This window comes from Streptomyces sp. NPDC087906 (assembly GCF_055584925.1).
The window spans coordinates 1-21,269 of the sequence record NZ_JBVJLC010000022.1; the positions used below are offsets into that span (position 1 = coordinate 1).

General features: G+C 69.1%; 15 protein-coding genes. 6 read left to right on the plus strand and 9 right to left on the minus strand.

The window, feature by feature from the left end:
• The first annotated feature begins 234 nt into the window (after positions 1 to 234).
• Positions 235 to 2,181 carry a helicase associated domain-containing protein gene (locus tag ACZ63I_RS34855; RefSeq protein ID WP_469343545.1) on the plus strand — a complete coding sequence of 649 codons (1,947 nt, stop codon included), beginning with the start codon at positions 235 to 237 and terminating at the stop codon, positions 2,179 to 2,181.
• Between the two features lie 12 nt (positions 2,182 to 2,193).
• On the opposite strand, the gene ACZ63I_RS34860 is transcribed toward ACZ63I_RS34855, so the two are convergent.
• A complete protein-coding gene (locus tag ACZ63I_RS34860; protein ID WP_469343546.1) occupies positions 2,194 to 3,189 on the minus strand; it encodes a hypothetical protein in 996 nt (331 codons plus the stop codon).
• A gap of 422 nt (positions 3,190 to 3,611) precedes the next feature.
• Between ACZ63I_RS34860 and ACZ63I_RS34865 the strand changes: the two genes are divergently transcribed.
• Positions 3,612 to 5,960 carry a helicase associated domain-containing protein gene (locus tag ACZ63I_RS34865; protein WP_469343548.1) on the plus strand — a complete coding sequence of 783 codons (2,349 nt, stop codon included), beginning with the start codon at positions 3,612 to 3,614 and terminating at the stop codon, positions 5,958 to 5,960.
• A 52-nt stretch (positions 5,961 to 6,012) separates the two neighbouring features.
• On the opposite strand, the gene ACZ63I_RS34870 is transcribed toward ACZ63I_RS34865, so the two are convergent.
• The 5 genes from ACZ63I_RS34870 to ACZ63I_RS34890 form a co-directional block, all read right to left on the minus strand.
• A complete protein-coding gene (locus tag ACZ63I_RS34870; protein WP_469343567.1) occupies positions 6,013 to 7,056 on the minus strand; it encodes an ATP-binding protein in 1,044 nt (347 codons plus the stop codon).
• Positions 7,057 to 7,101: 45 nt separating this feature from the next.
• Positions 7,102 to 9,510, minus strand: a complete 2,409-nt coding sequence (locus ACZ63I_RS34875) for a transposase (protein WP_469343549.1) — start codon at positions 9,508 to 9,510, stop codon at positions 7,102 to 7,104.
• Entirely contained in the window at positions 9,507 to 10,265 is a 759-nt protein-coding gene (locus ACZ63I_RS34880; RefSeq protein WP_469343550.1) for a TnsA-like heteromeric transposase endonuclease subunit, read from the minus strand. The genes ACZ63I_RS34875 and ACZ63I_RS34880 overlap by 4 nt, the downstream gene beginning before the upstream one ends.
• A 929-nt stretch (positions 10,266 to 11,194) precedes the next feature.
• Entirely contained in the window at positions 11,195 to 11,323 is a 129-nt protein-coding gene (locus tag ACZ63I_RS34885) for a hypothetical protein (RefSeq protein ID WP_469343551.1), read from the minus strand.
• Positions 11,324 to 12,085: 762 nt separating this feature from the next.
• Positions 12,086 to 12,982 (minus strand): hypothetical protein, encoded by an 897-nt coding sequence (locus ACZ63I_RS34890; RefSeq protein WP_469343553.1) that lies wholly within the window; start codon positions 12,980 to 12,982, stop codon positions 12,086 to 12,088.
• 706 nt (positions 12,983 to 13,688) lie between these two features.
• On the opposite strand from ACZ63I_RS34890, the gene ACZ63I_RS34895 reads away from it, so the two are divergent.
• The 4 genes from ACZ63I_RS34895 to ACZ63I_RS34910 are packed head-to-tail and all read left to right on the plus strand — an operon-like array spanning position 13,689 to position 16,783.
• Positions 13,689 to 14,804 carry a nucleoid-associated protein gene (locus tag ACZ63I_RS34895; RefSeq protein WP_469343568.1) on the plus strand — a complete coding sequence of 372 codons (1,116 nt, stop codon included), beginning with the start codon at positions 13,689 to 13,691 and terminating at the stop codon, positions 14,802 to 14,804.
• A 2-nt stretch (positions 14,805 to 14,806) separates the two neighbouring features.
• Positions 14,807 to 15,793 carry a hypothetical protein gene (locus ACZ63I_RS34900; protein ID WP_469343569.1) on the plus strand — a complete coding sequence of 329 codons (987 nt, stop codon included), beginning with the start codon at positions 14,807 to 14,809 and terminating at the stop codon, positions 15,791 to 15,793.
• Positions 15,790 to 16,431 (plus strand): hypothetical protein, encoded by a 642-nt coding sequence (locus ACZ63I_RS34905; protein ID WP_469343555.1) that lies wholly within the window; start codon positions 15,790 to 15,792, stop codon positions 16,429 to 16,431. Before ACZ63I_RS34900 ends, ACZ63I_RS34905 begins: the two co-directional genes overlap by 4 nt.
• 1 nt (position 16,432) lies before the next feature.
• Positions 16,433 to 16,783 (plus strand): DEAD/DEAH box helicase family protein, encoded by a 351-nt coding sequence (locus ACZ63I_RS34910; RefSeq protein ID WP_469343570.1) that lies wholly within the window; start codon positions 16,433 to 16,435, stop codon positions 16,781 to 16,783.
• 473 nt (positions 16,784 to 17,256) lie between these two features.
• Here ACZ63I_RS34910 and ACZ63I_RS34915 read toward each other — a convergent pair whose 3' ends face one another.
• From ACZ63I_RS34915 to ACZ63I_RS34925, 3 genes are all read right to left on the minus strand, one after another.
• Positions 17,257 to 17,835 (minus strand): aminotransferase class III-fold pyridoxal phosphate-dependent enzyme, encoded by a 579-nt coding sequence (locus ACZ63I_RS34915; protein ID WP_469343556.1) that lies wholly within the window; start codon positions 17,833 to 17,835, stop codon positions 17,257 to 17,259.
• Between the two features lie 168 nt (positions 17,836 to 18,003).
• Entirely contained in the window at positions 18,004 to 19,041 is a 1,038-nt protein-coding gene (locus ACZ63I_RS34920; RefSeq protein WP_469343557.1) for a thioesterase, FlK family, read from the minus strand.
• A gap of 498 nt (positions 19,042 to 19,539) precedes the next feature.
• Entirely contained in the window at positions 19,540 to 21,219 is a 1,680-nt protein-coding gene (locus tag ACZ63I_RS34925; protein WP_469343558.1) for a hypothetical protein, read from the minus strand.
• Positions 21,220 to 21,269: the final 50 nt, after the last annotated feature.

Here is a 21,269-nt window from a genome sequence, read left to right on the forward strand (position 1 = left end):
TTCCTGTTGTGGGGGTGGCCGGCCGCGGCCGGGCGGGGCCGCCTGGCCCCCCCCCCCCCCCCCGGCGGGGGCGCCCCCCCCCCCCCCGGCCGCCCCCCCCCCCCCCCCCCCGGGGGGGGGGGGGGGGCCGCCCCCCCCCCCCCCCACGACCTGCTCAGCATCCTCAACGACCCCCATCCCGCCGGCACCGCGCACCACGACGGCCTGCGCAACGCCGCCGTTCAGGTCGCCGTCGTGCGTGCCATCCACGAACACAAGCTGCGCCGGATCCTGGCCTTCCATAACCGTGTCGAAGGCGCGACCGGGTTCGCCCGCACCCTGCCGCAGACCGCCGCCACGGTCCACGACCCACTACGCCGCGACCACCTGTGGTCGCACGCCGTCTACGGCGAGCAGGACGACACCGTGACCCGGTCCCTGCTCGCCGCCTTCGACGACCCCGGGCACGACGTCGCGGTCCTGTCGAACGCCCGCATCCTCAACGAGGGCATCGACCTGCCCGACCTGGACGCGGTCGTCTTCGCCGCACCCCGCTACAGCACCATCGACGCCGTCCAGTCAGTCGCCCGAGGGCTGCGCCAGAGCCCGGACGCGGGCAAGCGCACCACCCTGCTGATTCCCGTCTACCTGCCCGAGACCGGCGACGGTGCCAACATCCTCGAAAGCTCCGACTTCGCCGCCCTGATCGCGATCCTGCAGGCGCTGCGCTCACACGACGAGTCGTTCATGGACCGCGTCACCCTGCCCCCGCCGACCCGCCACAACACCCTGATCACCCGCGACCTGCTCTACAGCGACCCCGAACGCGCCGCCCAACTCGCCCGTGTCCTGGGCCTGAAGATACTCATTCCCGCCGCCGGGACTTGGACCGAGGGGCTGCGCTCCGCCACCGATTACCATCGCTCCTTCAGCCACCTGAACGTCCCCTTCGACTACACCGACGAGGACGGCTTCGGCCTGGGCCAGTGGACCGCTGGCCAGCGGCTTCACCACCTGCTGGGCGCCCTGCCCGCAGAGCGCCGCACCGCACTGGAACGCCTCGACATGAGCTGGACGCCGCCCACCCCCATCCAGGGCATGCTCGATCACGCCCGCCTGTTCGCCCGTACCCACGGACACCTCGCCTTCCCCACCACCACCGTGGTCGGCGGATACGCGTTGGGTAAATGGCTGGGCACCTGCCGCACCCGCGCCGGCGCCGGGAGCCTGGACGTCGAGGTGCAAAGCGCCCTGGACCGGATCGACCGGTGGTGGAACCCGCCCTGGCCGCCCGCCTGGCAGTCCTACTACGCCCTAGCCAAGTCGCTCTACCGCGGCCGGGGCCAGACATGGAACCTGGCCACGCGCACACCTCCCCAGTACGACCATGCCGCCGCCCGCTGGATGAGAACGCAGGAAAGAGAGTTCTTCCGCCTGACGCCCGAGCAGCAGGACCTTCTCCTGCAGATCGGAGCGCAACCCGACACCGAGATCCTGCTGCGGCCTGCCAGAGGCGCCGGCAACAGGAACCATTTCAGCCTGGGGTTGCCCCACACGGCCCGTTTCCTGGCAGAGCAAGGCCACCTGGACATCCCCACGGGCCACCAGGCCACCTGGGAGAAAAGCTCGAGCGGTCCCGCCGGCTCCTTCCCGCTGGGAGCCTGGTTCCATGAGCACCTTGCGACCCTGGCGACTCTGCGCCCCGTCGAATACCGCGCTCTGAACGCGCTCCTTGAACTGGCCCGCCGTGCAGCCGAGTTCGGCCATGCCCCCGGCGAGTCCCGTTCCCCGCAGGCCCGCCGGTGCCGGACGCGGGCGGGAGCCGGCCAGCAGGACACCGTCGCAGACCTCACCGGCCGCCCGCACGCGTTGGCCGCCGTCTACAGGAAGGCCCGCCGGGGCAACACGCCGACCGCCTTCGTCCTGCAGCGCGCCGACGGGTGGAGCGCCCGGGTCGACACCTCCACCACCAAACTGGTGGTGGTGCAGCCCGAACCGGCCTTTGTCCTGCAAATGATGATCGACGAAGCAGTCCGCACGGGCCAGGCAGCCTGGGGGAGCACCGGCCCCGTCCACTACTCGATCAGTGGACTGCCCGACGAGGAAACCGCCCGCAGCTGGGCCGTCCGCCTGCACAGCGTGACCCACGAGCATCTGCGTGACGTGATCAGCTACTACGGCTGGGTCGCAGGCCCGGCGTGAACGACCGGGGCGTCAGGCACGGCCGCCCAAATACCAGCCGCGTGGCGCCGGCCGCAGCTGAGTGGTGATTAGGTCGCCCAGCCGCCAGGTCAGACAGGAGCGGTCTCCGAACGTCGAATCCTCATCCAGTGCCAGGCCGGTGTGCGGGGCGTGCAGGAACAGACGCCGGTAGCGGTTGCGGGCCGGCCGCTCCGCCTTAATCACCGTCTCCTCAAGCCCGGTCCGGCCTGCAGGCGCTGGACGGATCGGGGAATGCTGCACCATCCACTTCTCGACCATGGCCAGGCCGTCCGTCACGGGAATGCCCCACTCCTTCAGCAGCGCCGCCACCTCCTCAAGCCAGGCCCGGTCCGCGTCCTCGGTAAGGGTGCGGCGCTGCCGCCGCCGCTCCCGGACGGCCAGACGGTACGCGAGGTGTACCGCCTCCGGGTAGAACACCAGGGGAGCGACGCGCAGCTCGTCCCGGCCCGCGCTGCCCAGCGCCCGTCTGCGGGTGCGCCACACCGGAGCGTTGAGCACGGAGATGTTCCACCAGCACGACGCGATGGCGTAGGCGTCGGCGAACATCGCCCGCCCGCCCGCGCCCAACCGGCGCTCCAGCAGGACCCGCAGGCGGTGAACGTCCGCGACCTCGGGCACGGCTGACAGCCGGATGGCCGTGGTTCCGGGCTCGCGCCGGTTGTCCAGCCATCGCCCGTGCGCGGCGCAGACCTGCCACGTCGCGTCGGCGGCCAGATAGGAATCCCACGCCGTGCCCTTGATACGCGCGCACATCTCGCACGTCCTCACCAGGAAACAGCCGCGGGTGTCCCAGGGCCAGTCCCACGCCGGCCCGCCCGCCGCGCTCAGCAGCCGTTTCGTGCGCAGGTTCGGCAGGGCGCACTGCAACTCGCCGACCGTGCGGCCCGTCATCACGGCGAGCCGGTCCAGCGCGGCCGCATTGAGATACCCCTCGCGGTAGCGCGGGTCGTCCGGCACGCCGTCCTTACGCAGCGGTGTGCCGAACATGGCCAGAACTCCTGGTCGGGGATGCCGTTGGCATCCGCCAGGCGCCGGATGTAGGAGCCGGTCGACTCCCCGCCGATGAACCGCACCGACAGCGCCAGCCGCTGTGCCGGACGCCAGGGCTTCTTGCGCCGTGGCCGGCCGGCCACGGCGACTCCCGTACGAGCCACTCTCACCTACCCCTTTCACTGGACACCCCCTGTACCAGGGTGCCGTCTTCCTCCGGCACGGCATCGGCTTTTCACACCGCACGGGCAGGCCCGTGCACGTCCGGCGGCCGCCCACCGGTGTGGGCCGGCGGTGGCCACCGTTGCCGGTGCGGCCCCGTGTCTTTGGCCGAAACTCTTCGACGCCCTTTGGGCGGCCGTTACGTTCCGTGCGATCCGATGCAGGGGCACCGCCCCGGGAAGGGGACGGGGGCGCCCATGGAACTGCGGGAGCACCAGGTCGCGGCCCTGACCGCGATACAGGCCGCGGTGGCAGCCGGTGAGGAACGCATGACGGTCGTCTCGGCGTGCGGCACGGGCAAGACGCTGGTCGCCCAGCAGGCCGCGCAGCGGCTGGCACCGCAGGGCACGGTGCTGGTGCTGATGCCGACCAAGACCCTGGTGGCCCAGACCGTCCGGCGCTGGCGCCAGGCAGGCCGGACGGGGCCGGCGCTCGCCGTGTGCTCCCTCAGCCAGAAAGAGAGCGGCCTGACCCGGGCGGAGGCGATGTTGTGCCGCGACCCCCGGACCAGCCCACGGGCCATCGCCCATGCCGCCCGCACGACCGGCCCGGTCACCGTGTTCTCGACCTACGGCTCCCTGCACCACATCCGCGCCGCCCACGAGTTGCACGGGCTGCCGCCCTGGGACCTCGTGATCGCCGACGAGGCCCACCGCACGTGCTCCGCGTTCGGCGAAGGCTGGGGCACCGTCCACGACGACGCCGCCGTCCCCGCCAAGATCCGCGTCTACATGACCGCAACACCAAGGGTCTGGGCCGCGTCGGCCCCCACCGAGCTCCACCCGCTCATGGAGTACGCCCCCCTCGCCACGATGGACCACTGTGAGATCTTCGGCCCGACCGTGTTCGAGCTGGGCATGGCCGAGGCCATCGAGCGGGGCCTCCTCGCCGACTACCAGGTCGTGATGCCCGTCGTGGACGACGCCGACCTGCACGGCATCCTCGTCGACCGCCGCCCCGGCAACACCGCCCACCACGACGGCGTGCGCAACGCCGCGGTCCAGGTCGCGGTCCTGCGCGCGATCGCCGAACATGGGCTGCGCCGCACCCTGGTCTTCCACAACCGCATCGCTCTCGCGGAAGCCTTCGCCGAGTCCCTGCCGACCACCGCGCAGGAAGCCGGCGGGCAGCTGGGCATCAAGGGCCTGTGGTCCCGGGGCATCCACGGCGAGCAACGCGGCGGCCAACGCCGGGACCTGCTGGAGGACTTCGCCGACCCGGACCGCGCGTGTGCGGTGCTGTCCAACGTGCGGGTCCTGAACGAGGGGGTCGACATGCCCGACGTCGACTCCGTCGTCTTCACCGCCCCCCGCTACAGCATCATCGACGCCATCCAGGCCATCGGCCGCGGCCTGCGCCAGCCGCCCGGCGCGGGCAAGAAGACCACCCTGGTCATCCCCGTCTACCTCCGCCACGGCCTGGACCCCGGCAACCTGCTCAAAGGCTCCGCCTTCGGGAGCCTCCTCACCCTCCTGCAGGCCCTGCGCGCCCACGACAGCTCCTTCATGGACCGCGTCGCCCTGCCCGCCCTCAGGAACAGCGGCAAGGCCCCCGACCGCGACACCTACTACGCCCGCCCCGAACAGGCGGCGCAACTCGCCCGCGCACTGGGTCTGGAGACCACCGTGCCGGCCACCGGCACCTGGGAGCAGTCCCACGCCTCCGCCCACCGCTACCACGCCTCCTTCGGACACCTCGACGTCCCCGCGCACTACACCGACGCCGAGGGCTTCGCCCTGGGCGAGTGCGTGGCCAACCTCCGCCTGCGCCACCTCCTGGACCGCCTGCCCGCCCCGCACCGACACGCCCTGGACGCACTGGGCATGGTGTGGACGACACCGACCCGCGGTTTCGACTCCATGCTCGAGCACGCCCGGGCCCGGGCGGCCGAATTCGGCGACCTCTGCGTTCCCGTCAAGGAGAAGAGGGGCGGCCATCCGGTCGGCTCCTGGCTGGCCGCGCAGCGCCACAGAGCCAAGACCGGACAGCTCCCGCCCGAGCACCGTCAGGCGCTCGAGGCGATCGACCCGGACTGGGACCGGCCCCGGACGGGCTGGGACCGCCGCTACCTCCGTGTCAGGACGCTCACCGCCACCACCGGCTGGAGGCCCGCCATACCCTCCACCGCCCCCGGACAGGAGCACCGCACCACTGTGGACTGGGTCTTCGCCCAGCGGGCGACGTTCTTCCAACTCCAGCCCCGCCAGCAGGAACTGCTGACCGTCCTGGGCATCCCGCCCCTGGCCTACGTCATGTACTACGACCACGCCTACGACCCCGAACACCACGCCTTCTACCAGGGCCTCGCCCATGCCGCGGAGTTCCTCGACCGCGAAGGCCACCTCGACGTCCCTCGCCGCCACATAGAACTCGACCCGCTCAGCCATTCGGGCGCCCCCGCCTTCGACCTGGGACGGTGGGTCCACCGGTGCCGCAAGCATCCGGAAGCCCTCACCACGCAACAACGCGCCGCCCTCGAAGCGCTGGGCATGGTCTGGGACCCCGCCCTCCGCACCCGCAGGCGCCCCCGCCCCTGGCCCGCATGACGCCACCGGGCCGCACCGCGACCGCCGCACTGCGACCGACCCGGCCTGCCGGTCACAGGTTCACGACACGGCCCATCGACACCTTCTCCAGCACCTCCAGCGTGATGCGTTCCTCGCCCGAGCGGATCGCGACCTGCGCGGCCTGGCAGATCAACTGCGACAGCGACCGCATGTAGCCGCGGCTACGTGTGTGCAGGTACTCGGCCACCTTCCGCAGGTCGTGCCTCTCATGCCGGTACAGCACCAGCTCCGCGTCGAACAGGTCGATGACCCGCGCGAAGACGATCGACTCCTCGGGGCTGAACCCCATCCGGCTCGTACGCAGCACCATGTGGTCGCCCCGCAGATGCTCCGTGTCGTCCAGCTTGGTGTCGTTGTCCCGGGTGAGCGGGTCGACGATGAACTGGGCGCCACGCCCGCAGTAGACGAACGTCGCCCCGGTCTCCTCGCTGATCATGTCCAGGTACTGGAAGGCCAGCTCCGCGTCCACGGCCGTCCGCAGCCGCTCGATGCCGTCGATGAGGACCAGGAGCGTCCGCGCGTTGCGCATGGCCCGGATCACCGACTCGGTGGGATCCCCGCTCTCCCGCTCCTGGCCCAAGAACCGTGCGAACGCGCCTGCCCAGTTGCGCATGCTGCCGCGCGTCGGCGGCGGCACGCTCAACACGATGACCGGGACCCGGTTCTCGTCCGGCCCGTACAACGACGACAGCCGCCGCTCCCAGTGCACCCCGATCGCCTGCAGCAGCGTGCTCTTGCCCGTCCCGCGCGGCCCGTCCAGGATGACCCCTGCCTTGCCGTGCCGGCGCTGCTGGTTGGCCATGACCTGTTCGGCCACCAGCAGCTGCGCCTTGGTGATCGCAGGGGTGGTGACCGTGCGCAGCCGTCCGTGGAACAGCAGCCGCGGGTCCAGACTGCCGACCTTCGTCCCCTCCGGGGCGCTGTCCTGCAGCTTCGGGGCGTGCACCGACGACTCGGCGAGCGCCCTCCACGCATAACAGTCCACCGGCCACGACGGTGTCGGCGGCGCCAGCAGTAACGGCCCGACCGCGCTGGTGTCGCGCAGCAGCCGCTCCTCCTCGACCGTCAGCTCCATCTTCACGGTGTTCCCCTCTCCATCAGTGCGGCCCTGTCCGCCACCTCACGGGCCGTCGTCGGCAACAGCATCCCGGGCCTGGTCGAACTCGGCGAAGATCTGCTCGTAGCGCTCCTTGAGACCCTCCTCCGCGCCTCCCGCCCCGCCGGCACGCGCCCAGGCGTCGAGTGCGGGATCCGGCGCCATCGCATCCTGCCCCCAGTCGATCTCCGGCCCCTCCTCGCCTTCCGGCCCGTACAGGCCGGTGTCGTCCAGACCGAGAGGGTCACCGTCCGGGTCCGGGACGCCCACGGGAACCTTCGACCAGTCGATGGGACCGCGCTGCGCGTACGGGTCGAACTCCCGCTGCGGAGCTGGTTCGGGCAGCGGCGTGTAGCCGTCCGGCACCAACACCCGCCGAACCTGCTCAGGCCCCTGCTCAGCCCGCTCCAGCAACTCGGCCAAGGCATGGGCGATCGCCTCCTCGTCCTCGGTGCGCCCCCCACGCTCCAGATGCTGGGAGACGGCGATGTCCCACAGGAACTGAGTGAACGGCGCCCCGATCACATGGCTGTGCACCCACGTCGCCTCCACCCACCGGTTGGTGTTGTGATCACGCAGCCACACCCGGGACAGGTCGTTGGGGGTGTACCGGACCTCCCAGCGGCCCTTCCTCTTGCCGCGCAGGTCCGAACGCGTCCGCCGATAGGGATTCAGCCCCTCGCGCGGGTCCCGGGAGGGATGGTCGTAGGTGCGGTTGTGCAGCCGGATGCCCTGGTCGTTCACCCCGATCCACGCCGTCGGCAGCAGCCGCAGGAAGTCCTCGCGGGTCAGCGGGATCGGCAGGTAGCCCTCCACCGCCACGCACGCCGCGTACATCTGGTTCGGTGTCAGATGAGGCAGATACGCCTCATAGGGGTCGGCGAGCTCCGGATGGGCGGTGTTCTGCCACTCCAGCGCGATCCACTGCTGGAGCAGGGCGTCGAGCTCGGCAAGCGTCCACAGCCGCTCACCGTCCACGGTCCGCCGCACCCCCACCGAGTCCCGGCCGGTATAACTGTTCACCCGCTGGCTGAACTTGGACTTGATCGTTCCGAAGCTCCGCTCGACGACCGCCTTGTCCTGGCCGGTGCGCTTACGGGCCGGCCGCACCGAGATGCCCAGGTACTCACAGGCGTCGAAGAACGTCCGCCCGGCGAACACCGTGCCGTGGTCGATGACGACCAGGTCGGGAATGATCACCGGCCGGGCCGTAGCATGCGCGAACCGGGGGTCGACGGCGACGAGCTCCTCGTACGGCAGATCCGAGAAGCTGGCGTGGACCGCCGGGTCGTACCCGGGCCGCATCGGCGCCGGGACCAGGGATTGCGCCAGCAGCTCGCACGCGTCCACCGCCTTCGTCGCCCGCCCCTTGGCGCGGGGCGCCGACACCAGACCGCCCCGGCCGGCCTCGCGCCGCCTGCCCCGCCGGCTCGGCTGCTTGGGCCGCAGCACCGCGGCCATGATGCTGCGTGTCGCCACACAGATCGCCATCGTCAGCTCGACCCGGGCGGGCCGGGCGTCGTCCCCCAGCACCCACACGTCCAGGTCGGTCGAGTCGATCTGGACCAGCTCGCCGGGCATCGTCGCCCTCGTCACCGAGAACGGCGGCCCACCCCGCGTCCCCGCCGCGCGCGCACCCCGGGAAGCGTCCCAGTCCCGGGGGTCGATGCCCAGCCGTCCCAGCAGCTTGTACAGGGTCGGCTCCTTGGGGACCTTCACGCTCTCCCCGTGCGCGGCACGCATCACCCGTCGCAGTGACTTGAACAGCTTCCGCGCGTCCGACGGCGCGTCCACCCGCCGGCGCTGACGGTCGACCAGCACCAGGAGCTGCTCCACCACGAGCGCGTCGGTTGCCCCGTACAGCCGCCGCCGCTTCGTGCTCCGCCCGTCCAGGAGATCGACCACGCTGCGCCGCCTGCGGTAGGTGAGCCGCTTGGCCTGCATCGTCTGCCAGGACACCGGCCCGCCCAGCACCGCGCTCATCTCGGCCGCCTTGGCCTGGTACCGCTCGATGAGCGTGGTCGTCGCCGGATCGAACGCCGGGCGCGGCCGCGCACCCGGCGCCGCTCCGGGCGGCAGCCCGGTATCGATTTCGATCACCGCGCGCTGCCACCGCCGGGCCGCTTCCGCGGCATGGGTCGGCACGCCCTCCAGCTCCGCGAAGTCAGGCATCTCCGACTGGGCCAAGGGGTGCCCGGCCGCGTCCAGGACAGCGAAGTCGGCCGCCGCCGCCAGCACCGACAGCAGCACGGCGGCCGGTACCCCGCCCTCGCCCGCCGGGCCCAGCATCACCGTCATCCCGTCGAGACCGGCCACCACATACCGCTCGCCACGCCACCGCACCTCGTCCCCGCGCGCCAACACCCCACGCGGCGCGCCGCGCGCCTTCAGCTGCGCCCGCTCCGCGGCGGGGACCGGCACCGGCGCGCTCACGGCTGCCCCAGCGTGAACGGGCGGCCCATCGCCTCCGGCTCGCCCGCGCCCATCGGGCCCACCAGCGAACCGGGCCCCAGGGGCACGGACCAGTCCACGCCCAAACGCCTCTTCCACAGCATGTGGTAGAGGCGGGGCAGGGCCAGTGCGCGCCGCGCCCCGCACCCCTTTACCCCCTCCGCGAGCGGCTGCGGCTGCGCGAACGCGCCGGCCAGCGCCGACTCCACGTCCGCGTTTCCGAAGCGCGGATGACGCCGCCGCGACACCCACCGCAGGTTCGCCAGCGCCGTCCTGTTCGGTAGCCGGGGCGTCGCCAGCTCCCAGCCCGCCTGCCCGCACACCTCGCGACACACCGCCATCTGCCGGTCGAACCGCTGGCCCGGCTCGTTCGCCGGCCGGGCGACCACCATCACCGTCGACCCCGAGACGGTCTGCACGAAGAAGTCCGGCACCAGGCGCCGCTCACGCCCCCGCTCCCTCCAGACCAGCTGCGCCGACCAGGCGCCGAAGTCGACCACACCGGGGTGGAAGTCCAGCAGCATCGCAGTCGACAGCCGATCCAGCGAACGGCACCCCACGTGGCGTCGGTTGGTCTCTGCCCACCACCAGGTGACGATGCTGCGTTGCGAGGGATGCCGTGTCGGCTTCCACACCTCGCCCCGCTCCGCCAGCGCTGCCCCTGCCAGCCGGTCCGCCGGCAGGGTCTGGCGCACCCCGTTGGTGTCCAGGTGAAGGACCCGCAACTCCTGTGCCATGACGCCTCCCTGGCATCACGTCGTACTGCCCGCGGCACACCGCAGGCACTGGACAGCCAGACCAATAGCACAATGATCACCGCCCGGAGTAAGCAGACGGTGTGATCCGGACAACTGTGCGGCCCTGCCGCGGCATTGGCGCTGTTGAAGGCCACGGGACGGCTCTTCCGCCCGGCCGGCTCAGCCCCGGCCGGGCAGGGCGCAACAGGGCTTCGGCCTGCCGGCGGTGCGGTGGACGCGACATGGCAGCCGAACGGGTGCATACCGGAGTCGTCCCGATGCCTGTACGGATCGCGGGGCCGGTGTGGGGCGGGGAGATGCCGGGCTCCCCCGCGGACTGCGTTCCGGGCCTGGCGCCGGGCTCTGCTGACGTGCATGCAGCCCCGGCCGCGGATCCGAGCTGGCGGCAGCAGCAGCGGACGCAGCGCCGGATCGGTGGGTGCGCGGGGCGGCCGACGACCACGGCCAACACGGTCAAGGTCGCGAGGGACTGAGGACGGCGGATCACTCAGGAGGGGGCGGGGCGGATCCGGCCCACTCAATTTGAGTGGGCTGACCGAGCCGGCACGCCTCCGTACACGCTGTTCGTGACCACGTCCGTGTCCACCTCCGCGCCCACCTCCGTGGGGGATAAGCACTGGTCAGGGCCGTGCGAGGGTGGTCGTCATGGACAGGGTGTCCACGACCGGTCTGGTACGCGACGTGTAAAACGCTGAACTTCTGCCGTACGCTGACCGTGTCTCCTGTTGTCCTCGGTCGGCACCAGTCGAGGGCGGTGGACATGACAAAGGGCCCGACCCTGGTTGCCGCCAGGTTCAGACCCTTCGCCCGATGAAGCAGTTAACGAGCCCGGCCGTCTAGACATCGGCCGGGCTCGTTGCTGAGCTCGTGCCGTTCTACGTCCGGGTCCAACGCTCCGCCATCCATGATCAGCGGAACTTCATCGCCAAATCCACGATGATCACCGCGACCGGCAGCCAGTCGAGAAGCACCTGTCGTACTGACAGCCGTTTCTCATCGCCCTGGCCACCCTGTTCAGCGATCTTCGTTTCCTTCATGCGCCCTCCAGCGAGGTCCGTTGTACCCGGCCGTGGCCGGTCCTTCGCCGGTTGGCGAAGAGACTTGGAGGACCTCGCCCCCGGGGGAGCGCCACAAGCATATGGCGTCATGTGGACAACCACGCCCATGACCGACCACAACTAGTAGGCCCGCGTGGCGAGTCAAGCACTACATCCAGGATCGTGAAACCCCCCTTTGATGCTGTGTTGCAGGGTGCGGGGGCCAACGCCTGCCGCAGCGCGGGCGCTGCGAGAAGTGGTCGGCCTTGACGTCGTTCTTCTTGAAGAGGAGAGAGTCGCCTCCCGCGTCCGGCCCAGGTCGAGACGCTCCTGAATGTGCGGCCGGAAGCGATGCGCGGGCAGGTCGTACCGGTGCCGACTCGACGAGCTGGCGGGGCCGGTTGCGGCGCGAGATCGTCAGCTGCGCGGATATGCCTTCACGGGTACGCGATCGGCGCTGCACCCGAAGCTCCCGCACCGAGATGCCGTGCCCTTGCCCGCGACCGGTGCGACTGCGACGCCGTGCGGGGCGACCGCAGCCTCCTGAGCGACGCTCCGGGGTGGTGCGAGGTGTCATCCAACCGGGTCGACTCCGGCTTCTGGAAGTCCTTGGGCTCGGCAAACGTACTGAAGGTTCCTCCTGGAAGTATCGGTGCTTCACCTGGGCGACTCCTGCGGGGACAGGGGGCGTGGCACAGAGGTGACGGCCGGCGCCGTGTCCTTCCCGGCTGCTGGGAAGGTAGTTGCGGGATCGGATTGCCCTCAGCGTGGAGCTGCGGTCTCCACGCGTGTGGGCAGACGGGCAGCACAGCGGATCGCGGTGCTGTTGATCACTGAGGGAGTCCAGACGGCGTCTGCCTCCTCCCGGTCGTTCTTGTTGACGTTGAGGTCAAACGGCGCATCGAGGGCCCAGCGCTCCCGCGTGCTCTGGCCGAGGACAGAGCGGCCGTCGAGATACTGCTCGCTGAGGTACGAATACAGCAGCCCCTTCGCCTTGAGCTCTGTGACGCCCCGCCCGACGGTCGAAGGCGAGATCCCGTACCAAGACGCGAACTCCTTGTCCTGGCGCAGGACGAAGGAGCGGCGGCGCAAGCTCATGAAGATCAGCAACATCACCTTCGCCGGCATCGACAAGGACCTGTAGTAGCCCTGCTCCCAGTACTCGAAGGGCACCTTGAAGTAGATGTCCCTGCGTGAGCCCTCCTCGTTTCCCGACGGCAGCGTGTACGGGCTGCCGAAGCCGTTTTCGAGCAACTTGGTGATGCGGGTCATCCGGCCGTCCGGTGCCGTACGGACCAGATTCAGCGCCTTCAGCTTGTGCAGGTGCCGGGAGACGGCGGCGCTGGCGGTGCCGTCGGTGCGAAACGAGATCCCTGCGGCGCGGGCCCATGTCTCAGAGCGCTGGGTCGTACCCCAGTCGGCGCGGGCGGTGACGCAGTGGACCAGCAGCACCAACTCCAGCCGCTCTTCGCTGCGCAGTAGGTGGCGTAGGGGGCCGGGCCACGTGACGAGGCCGGGACCCGGGCTGGCGATCTGGACGAAGGCTCGCCGAATCGGGACAGCCCGCCCACGGCGCTTGGACTGGTCCAGCAACATTCGTATGGTCTCGTCGCGCGAAATGGCCTTGTGTCTTTGCAGCACGGTGAGTTCGGTGGTCACAGGCACCACTATGTGCGCCGCGACGCGTCTACCCACGTCGGTTCTGCTGTCGGCGGCTCGGGTTGTGGACCGTTCGGGCGATGGAGAACGATCACCTGTGAAAGATACGATACCACTAGGAAACCACCACAGCGCATCACTGCAGGCAGAACGGGTTCCCAGGCTCCAGACCCTTAACGTTTCCGAACACGATCTATGGCCGTTCGGGTTCGATCTTTTCGGTACTTCGAAAATTCACCCCAGGCATGACGGACCAAGGCAGGCGGCGCCGCGATCCGTGACAGTGAACCCGCTGCCAAGTCGGCGCGCCTCGAGCCACAAAGGAGTTTGACGAACTGGCAGGCGGTCAGGCGGCCCGAAGGACAGCGCGGATGGCGTCGGCGGGTCCGTCCCGCCGCAGACTGTAGGAGTTCCCTTGTCATCGAACGTATTCGCGAATATAGAGGCGTCCGGATCTCGCCTGTGGTGACCTTGCGCGCGCCCTGCGGCGCGGGAATCCCCCCATATAACTTCCTCCACGGAAACTACGTTCCGCTACGATGCCTGCGGGGATATGTCAGCATCAAGTGACGTCACGTCACGAGGCGTCCCAGATGTACGGATTCCATGCCGCTGCCACCAGCGGCAGAAGCGCCGTCACTGGTGATCGAAAGCACAGGAACATTTGCGCGGGTGAAGAACGCGCCAAAACGCACATGAGGTGGAAATGCGGAGTGATTTTGCTGATCTGATCGTCAACGAGGCGATCGTGCACTCGATTCCGAAAAAGAGGAGGAGCGACCTCACACCGGTGAAGGTCCAGCTCAGCGAGACCGTCTGCAGCATGAACAGCACCGTGCGCAGTGAACTCCAAGTCAAGTTCAGGGACGTTCTCGTCAGTCTCGGACGCGAGCTTGTCGTGGACGACGAGTTCAAGGCGCAACTGCCCGCCCAGGTACGGGCTTTCCTCGAGGGCGAATGCGATCTCGTGGGGGCCTCGAAGGAGATCGCTGAACTCCTGCTCGCCAGCCAGCCGCTCAACAGCTCCGACGGACTCCTCCTGGTGGCGGCCGTGACTCTCGACGGCCACAAGAGCCTGCTCATGGTCAAGCTCGAACCAGAGTCGGGTATGCAGGCGACCGAGATCATCACGGACTCCGGCCTGCGCACCTTCGATGTCACCTACTTCGCCAACCTGCTGTTCACCGAAGCATCCCGCGTCTACAAGATCGCGCTCTTCTCCACCTCCGGGATCAGCGAGGAGGCCATGGAGGGCTGGGCCGCCGACAAGCAGATGACCGGCAAGCAGCTGGCGAAGTTCTTCAGGGAAGACTTTCTGGGCTGCCGACTGAAGAACGAGCCGCGCCAGGTCACTCTGCGCTTCCACGACGCCGCAGCCGAGTGGATCAACACCAGCGTCCCGGACGCCGACACGCGCGTCTCATACCTCATGGCTGTCCTGGTCGAACTGCAGAGCCCCACCCCGGTGCTCGACCCCGACGACTTCATCAAGTTGCGTATCCAGGCGCCGCACCGGGAGAGCTTCGCCGAGTGCCTGCGGGACAACGAGGTTCCCGTGCAGACTTTCGACAAGGACATCGAGCTCGTCGAGCCCAAGTTGCGCAAGATGCGCATGGCGTTCGACAACGGCGTCTTTCTGATCGCCCCCATAGAAGCCGTGGAAAGCGACTCGCTCCAGATCGAGAGTCTGAGCCACGGCAGGACGCGCCTGACCCTGACCGGTGTCATGACGGAGACACGCAGCTTCGGCCAGGGCAAGGCACGGCCCCGACCCGCCGAGCGCACCGACGTCGCCGCCACCATCGAAGGCCCCCGTCCTTGACAGTGCCGCTGAGCGCCCATGAGGCTTCCCGCCGTTACCGCCTGGAGCGGCCGGCTATCGAAGAGGCCACAGAGCTGACCGTCGCCCACATACGCCGCCGCGCCGCCCGCAAGCACCTCACCTGCAAGGTCGACGGACGGGCGAAAGACGTGAGCAGCTTCATCAAGAAGGCTTACCACAAAGGTTACAAAGACCCGTGGGAGGAGATATCCGACAAGGCGGGCGTGCGAATAGTCGTCCCGTACTCCAGCCTGCTCGACGACGCCCTCGACCTGATCACCAGCAACTTCCCCGTCATACGCGTCGAGGACGACCGCGAGAAGCCTGGTTTCGAAGACCGCCTGCAGTACCCCCGCCTGCACGTTCAGATCCGTGCCCGCGGGGAAGAGACGGACCCGAACACCTCGCGCTACCAGTGCGAGGTGCAGATCCGCACCGAGGCCGCCGACGTGTGGGCGCGCATGTCGCACTCGCTGATGTACAAGCCTGGGGCTACCACTGACATCCCATCCGATGTCAGACGCTCGCTGTACCGTTTGATTTCCCTGGTTGAGTTGTACGACTCGGAGGTCGAACGGGGGGTAAGAGCGTTGGCCGAGCACCCCGACTTCACGCGCAACAACCGCCTTCTCGCTGAGGCGGAACGCATCTACCAGACCTTCAGTGACCACCCCTACGACAGGGAACTGTCGGAGGACGTCGTCGACGTCCTCATCGGTGCGATCGGAGAAGATCCCGGCTACGCCGACCGCCTGGTGGAGTTTGCCGAGGACAACCGCGCCACGATCGAGCGCGCCTACGAGGAATACGGCCCCAGCAGCGAGCAGTTCCTGGAACACGGCCGCTACCTGCTCGTCAGCCAGCCCGAGAGCCTGATCATATTTGAGAGGCTGGCCAATGCCAGCTACGACCTGCAGGAGACCTGGGAGGGAAATTTGGAGACCAGACTCCTAACAGACATGGCCAGAATCTGGGGGGTGCGCTGGTGAGCTCGACACAGCCGGAGCCGCCCGCGCTCGCCGCGGCCACCGCCATGTTCGTAGAAGTCCTCGTCGTGGGCATCGGCTTCATCACCGGACTCGTCCTGATAGCCGCCGCAGCAGCAGGCCCCGAGACCGCAACCAAAGCCGCGCCCGTGGCCGGATCCACACCCGCCGCAGGAGCAGCCCTGGCGGCGGCCTACGCTGTAGGCATCCTGGTCGACCGGGCCGCAGACAAGGCACTCGCCCCCATCCGCCGGTGCCTGCGACGAATCCCCTTCCCATCCGACAGCACCTACACACAGGCCCGCCTCACCCTTGCTGCACTGCCCTCCCTAGCACCCCTGGCCGACTACGCTCGCTCCAGGATGAGGATCTGCCGGGGCTGGATCATCAACACCGCTCTGCTGACTCTGGCTGGCGACCTCGTGCTGCTCCGCTACGACACCGGACAGCGGGCCCTGCTCATGACGCTGACCACCGCTGTCGGCCTGGCCTTGACGGCCGGTTTCTACCTCACCTGGCACACCATCACGGCAACCGGCTACACCAAACTGGCCCAACAGACCGCAGCCCTCACCACGCCGCCAGCTGTTCTGCCCCAGCAGAACCAGACCGGACCCGTCACGCCCACGGCCTCGGATTGACCTGCCCTACTCGCCTGCAAACGCAGGCGCCACTGCCCTCGGACGAACAGCGAGCACGACTACCAGCCCCGCCTCCCGCCGTAAGTGTCTCAGCCTTTTCCCGCACCAACAGGAAGGCCTGAACCGTACCGTCAAGCACCTGCGCTGTCCGGGCAGCCGTGCGCTGTACGTGTCCGCGACCGGCACGGGCAAGACCATGGTCGCCTCCCGCGTTGCGGGCCCTGGAGGCACGGCTGGTCCTGTTCATGGTGCCGACCCTGGATCTAGCCGCCCAGACGGCATTGGCCTGGCGTGCCGATGCCCGCGACGAGCCGATCATGATTGTCTCGTCGATGGACGCCTCTGGCCATGACGCTCTGGTGGCAGCCGGCATCACCTCGACCTCGCAGTCCGGCACGCTGGCGCTGCTGATGTCAGCGGCCGCTGCCGAGGACAACGAGATCGCGGCAGCGACCGTGATCTCCACCTATGACTCCCTCGACAAGATCGAGACACCCAGCACACCGCTTTCGAGGTGCCGCCTTTCGACTTGGCGGTCATGGACGAAGCACACCGCCTCGCAGGCCGTACGGACAAGAAGTGGGCCAAGGTCAACGACGCACACCGCATCCGCGCGGACCGCCGCCTTTACATGGCCGCCACACCACGGATCTTCGGGGCCCCTGCCCTCGCAGAGTCAGCCGCCCCGCCCCGTCCAGGCCGCGGCCACACGGGTCAGCCGGGCCCGGACGCGCTGGCCAACAGCATGGACAACGAAGCCGCCTACGGGAAGAAAGTCTTCGAATACCCCCTCGCGCAGGCGATCGCAGGCGGCATGGCGGCCGACTACCTTGCGCGCCGCTCGCAGCGCCGCCGATCGGTTCCACCAGCACCGCGGCTACCCTGTCCCGGGCCCACACGGTCGAACGCCTCCTTCCAGTCCGCCAGGTCGGGCAGCAGCCCCTCGGAGTGGGCCGGGGAGACGGGGACGGCCCCGGTCGACCCGTCCAGCAGGGCGTCCAGACCGAGGCGTCGGGACGGGTGCGCGGACACGCCCAGCGCCCCTGCGGTCATGCCGTGGTAGCTGGGACGCTGAGTGAGGACGACGGACCGGTCGCCGGGTCCGTCCGCATGGTGGTGCAGTGCCAGACGCAGCGCGGTTTCGGTAGCCTCGGAACCGGAATTGGTTAAGACGACCTCCCGGTAGCCGGCTCCCGCAATACTCAGGATCTCGGCGCTCAGTTCGGTGACGGCGGCGTGGGCGAACTGGCTGCGGTGCACGAAGGTGATCCGCTCTGCCTGGGACCGCAACGCGTCCAGCACCTCGGGCACGCCGTGACCGAGGTTGACGCAGATGGCCCCCGAGCTGCCGTCGATGAACTCGCGGCCCTGCTCGTCGCGGACGCGGGCACCCCGGCCGTGCACCGCTACGGGGCGGCCGTCGCCGGGGGCGTGGTGCGCGGACTCATCACTGTTCCTTCCAGGGGGTTCAGGCGGGCAGGGTCGGTGCTCAGCCGTCGCTCCGCGCGGCCTCCATGGAGGCGAGGAAATGCCGCGCGTTCACGGTGGCCCGCAGATGGGTGCCCTCGCAGATCACGGCCCCCGCCTCGTCTCGCAGGTGAAGGTGAAGGTGAAGGTGAACAGCGTCTTGCGGTCCAGTTCCTCCGCCGCGACGTGGTAGACGGCCTTCGCGCCCACCGGCACCGCGGTCTTGTGGTGCAGGGTGGCTTTGACACCCACGGTCATCTCGCCCTCGTCCAGGTGAGGCGCGAGGACCTCGGCGCACAACTGCTCGGTGTAGCCGAGGATCGCGGGCGTGGGCAGCACCTCCAGCCCGTCGTTTCCCCACTGCGTGGCGCAGTCCTGCGCGGCCACGACCCCCACGTCACGGCCCTTCACCTCTGTCGACGACGCTCGCACCATCGGAATCCGTCCCCTTTCCATCACGTGCTCGCTGGTCCGCGCCGGTGGGCGCGCAGAACCTGGTTGAAGATGTTCTTCTTCTGCATCTCGTTGGTGCCACCCGCTATGCGGAACGCGACCGCGTCCCGCAGGTGGCGTTCGATGCCGCTGCCGCTCTCGAAACCCGCGTGGCCGAAGAACTGCACCAGTTCGAGCTCGGCCCGCACCCAGGCCCTCGGCGGAGAGCAGTTTCACGCAGGAGGCAAGCAGGCTGGCCCGGTGGGTGTCGTCGGGGCAGAGCAGCGCGTCGACGGTCGAGTAGGACAGCGCCCGCGATGCGGCGATGGTCATCTGCATGTCGACGACCTTGTCCTGGATGTACTGGTGCTCACCGATGGGGGAGCCGAACGCCCTCCGGGTGGTGATGCGGTCGATCGCGGTGGGCAGCAATGCCTCCAGATGCGCCGAGACGATCACGCCGTAGATCCGGTCGAAGGCCAGGCACCAGTACAGGACGTCGAGTCCCGCGCTGACCTCGCCGAGCACGCGCTCGGGCGGTATCTCGACGTCGTTCAGCCCGATCGGACCCAGGGGGCTGGTGCGCAGGCCCAGCAGGCTCTCCTGCTCGCCCTGCTCGACCCCCTGCCTATCCTTCTCCACGAGAAAGAGGGTGATGTCGCGCGGGCCGATACCCGCCACCCGGCCCACGACCATCATCAGGTCGGCCACCGGGGCACGCTCCGTATCGCCCGCAGGGAACCCTGCCCCACCAGCGGAAACATTGCTCTGGCCAGCTGTACGTGCGCGCCCGGAAGTCTTTGGGAAGAGATGGCGGTTCCTGTCACCCAAGTATCCAGATCTGCCATCACGATGAGGTAGACAGAGCTCGGGAGCTGGGCTTTCCAGTGGTCATGGGAACCTCGGGCCCCCAGAGGAAGAGAATTCTCCGTCTCGTCGATGTTCTTGATGATGGCGATGTCGAGAACCACCTTCTCCGCCCCGAAGCAGGTCGCACACAGCAGTGGAGGATCATGCCCACGATCGCTTCCGTGGCAGCCGCTTACTGAATACGAACCCGTGTCAGCGGACTGCTGACGGGAACAATCGGGACCTGCCCCGTACTGTCTTCGCCGCAGCGCAGCCCGCACCGGAGCATGCCCCGGCGACGGTGAGCCGTGCGGCGCTGTACAGGGGACGGCGGCCTGGCGGTTGCCGCCGGACCGGGCGTTACCGGGGTTCGGTGTAGCCGTCCAGGCCCAGGGGCGTGGGGATCAGGAGGCGGCCGTCGTCGGAGGCGTCGGCGTGGTAGATCCGGTAGTGCTCGTTGTCACCGGGGCGCAAAGTGACTTCGGTGCCCGCGCCGCGCCCTTCGCGCAGGGCGGTCAGGGCTTCTTCGCCGTTGTCCGGGGTCAGGCTGGTGTGGAACAGATGGACGGGGCCGACGTCGAGGGTATGGCCGCCGATGGTGATCTCGAAGCCGGGCGGGCTGACGCGCAGGCACTGGGGGCGGCCGTCGAGGAGGGTGCGCAGAGTCGGGTGGTCCTGGCCGTTGAGTGTGATGGTGAGGGTGCGGGCGAAGGGGTATGCCACGCACCGGCCGTCCACCAGGAGCCGGGCGATGCGGACCTGGATGCGCTCGGCGGGCGTGTAATCCAGCGGCACGGGGAAGTAGGCCTCGCAGTGCCGCTGGAGCACCTCGAGGTCCGAAAGATAAAGCAGCAGGTGCTCGACCTCGCGCAGCTCCTCGGCGCTGCCACTGGTCGGCAGGGTCCCGGCCCCGGCGTGAACGCCGCGGACGCTGAGGCGGAACGCCCCGCCGCGCTGCAACCGCTGGTACAGGCGCATGATCTTCATTGCCTGTGCTGGATCACGGCCCTCCAGATCGAAGGAGTACAGCAGCGTGGCGGCGGTGTCGTCGAAGGGGAGCATCATCTGCAGCCGTGCGCCGTGGACGTCGGCATCGACCGAGGCGCCCAGCCCTCCCGAGCCCAGGTGCTTCAGCCGTCCCGTGTACCGGGCGGCCACGGCGCCGTCGGCGGTGAGGAAGACCACCTCGACCTCGGCGCCGGCCTCCGCGGCCGATGGGACAGGTTTCCAGGTCACCTCGGCGTCGGTGACGGTCTCGGACAGCCAGGCCGGGCCATCGACCGTCAGACTCTCCACCGCCTCGCGGGGCAGCACGACTTCTTCGGCGGTCCCGAATCCGAGCGTGCGGGTGATCGCGGCGCTGAGGTCGGCACTCATCCCCTCGGTACGGCCGATCAGACGCAAGGAGACCGGACTGACCTCGTGGGCCCGCGCGTGCTTGCCGCGCAGCGTCCGGATGACGGTGTCGCCCTGGCGCTGGAAGTCCCACGTCCAGTGGTCGTCGACGCCGTCCGCCCGGCCGCCCAGAGCACGGACACGCTTCACGAGATCGCCCGAACCCAGTAGGAGAGCCTTTTCCTGACCGTAGTCCTTGGCCGCCTCCCGCAACTGATCGCGGGTGAAGCTGGCCTCCAGATCGGCGTGCACGGCGAATTGACAGTCCAGATCGGATCGGTCCAGCACCGAAACCTCCACCGGCAGCTTGTCGGCGAGCTTGTCGACGAAGGCCCGCTCGGAGACCGTCAGCGTGCACGGCACCACCAGCGTCCACTCCGCCGGGTGATGCGCCATGGCACGCCGGAACGACTTCTTGATCGCGGTCCTGCGGCCCTTCAGCGAGCCGGGGAAACCGTCCGGGTGGTACTTGAGCTGGAAGATCCGCAAGCCGACGTCATCGGTAACCTGAACGTCGATACCGCCGTCACCACCGCGCCCGTTGACCACGACCACCTGCCCGCTGCCATCGAACATGCGGTGCAGCAGTGCCTCGACAACCCGGTCGAAGGCCGGCTGCCCGATGCGGTCCCACTCGATTGCCAAAGCCCATACCTCCCAGGTACCCCACCCATCGTCACATGCCGGTCCGACAA

Excerpts from the sequence above, each read along its gene's own strand:
- ACZ63I_RS34860 (WP_469343546.1), bottom strand. The coding sequence starts at position 3,189 with ATGTTCGGCACACCGCTGCGTAAGGACGGCGTGCCGGACGACCCGCGC.
- ACZ63I_RS34865 (WP_469343548.1), top strand. The coding sequence starts at position 3,612 with ATGGAACTGCGGGAGCACCAGGTCGCGGCCCTGACCGCGATACAGGCC.
- ACZ63I_RS34870 (WP_469343567.1), bottom strand. The coding sequence starts at position 7,056 with ATGGAGCTGACGGTCGAGGAGGAGCGGCTGCTGCGCGACACCAGCGCG.
- ACZ63I_RS34880 (WP_469343550.1), bottom strand. The coding sequence starts at position 10,265 with ATGGCACAGGAGTTGCGGGTCCTTCACCTGGACACCAACGGGGTGCGC.
- ACZ63I_RS34885 (WP_469343551.1), bottom strand. The coding sequence starts at position 11,323 with ATGAAGGAAACGAAGATCGCTGAACAGGGTGGCCAGGGCGATGAGAAA.
- ACZ63I_RS34895 (WP_469343568.1), top strand. The coding sequence starts at position 13,689 with ATGCGGAGTGATTTTGCTGATCTGATCGTCAACGAGGCGATCGTGCAC.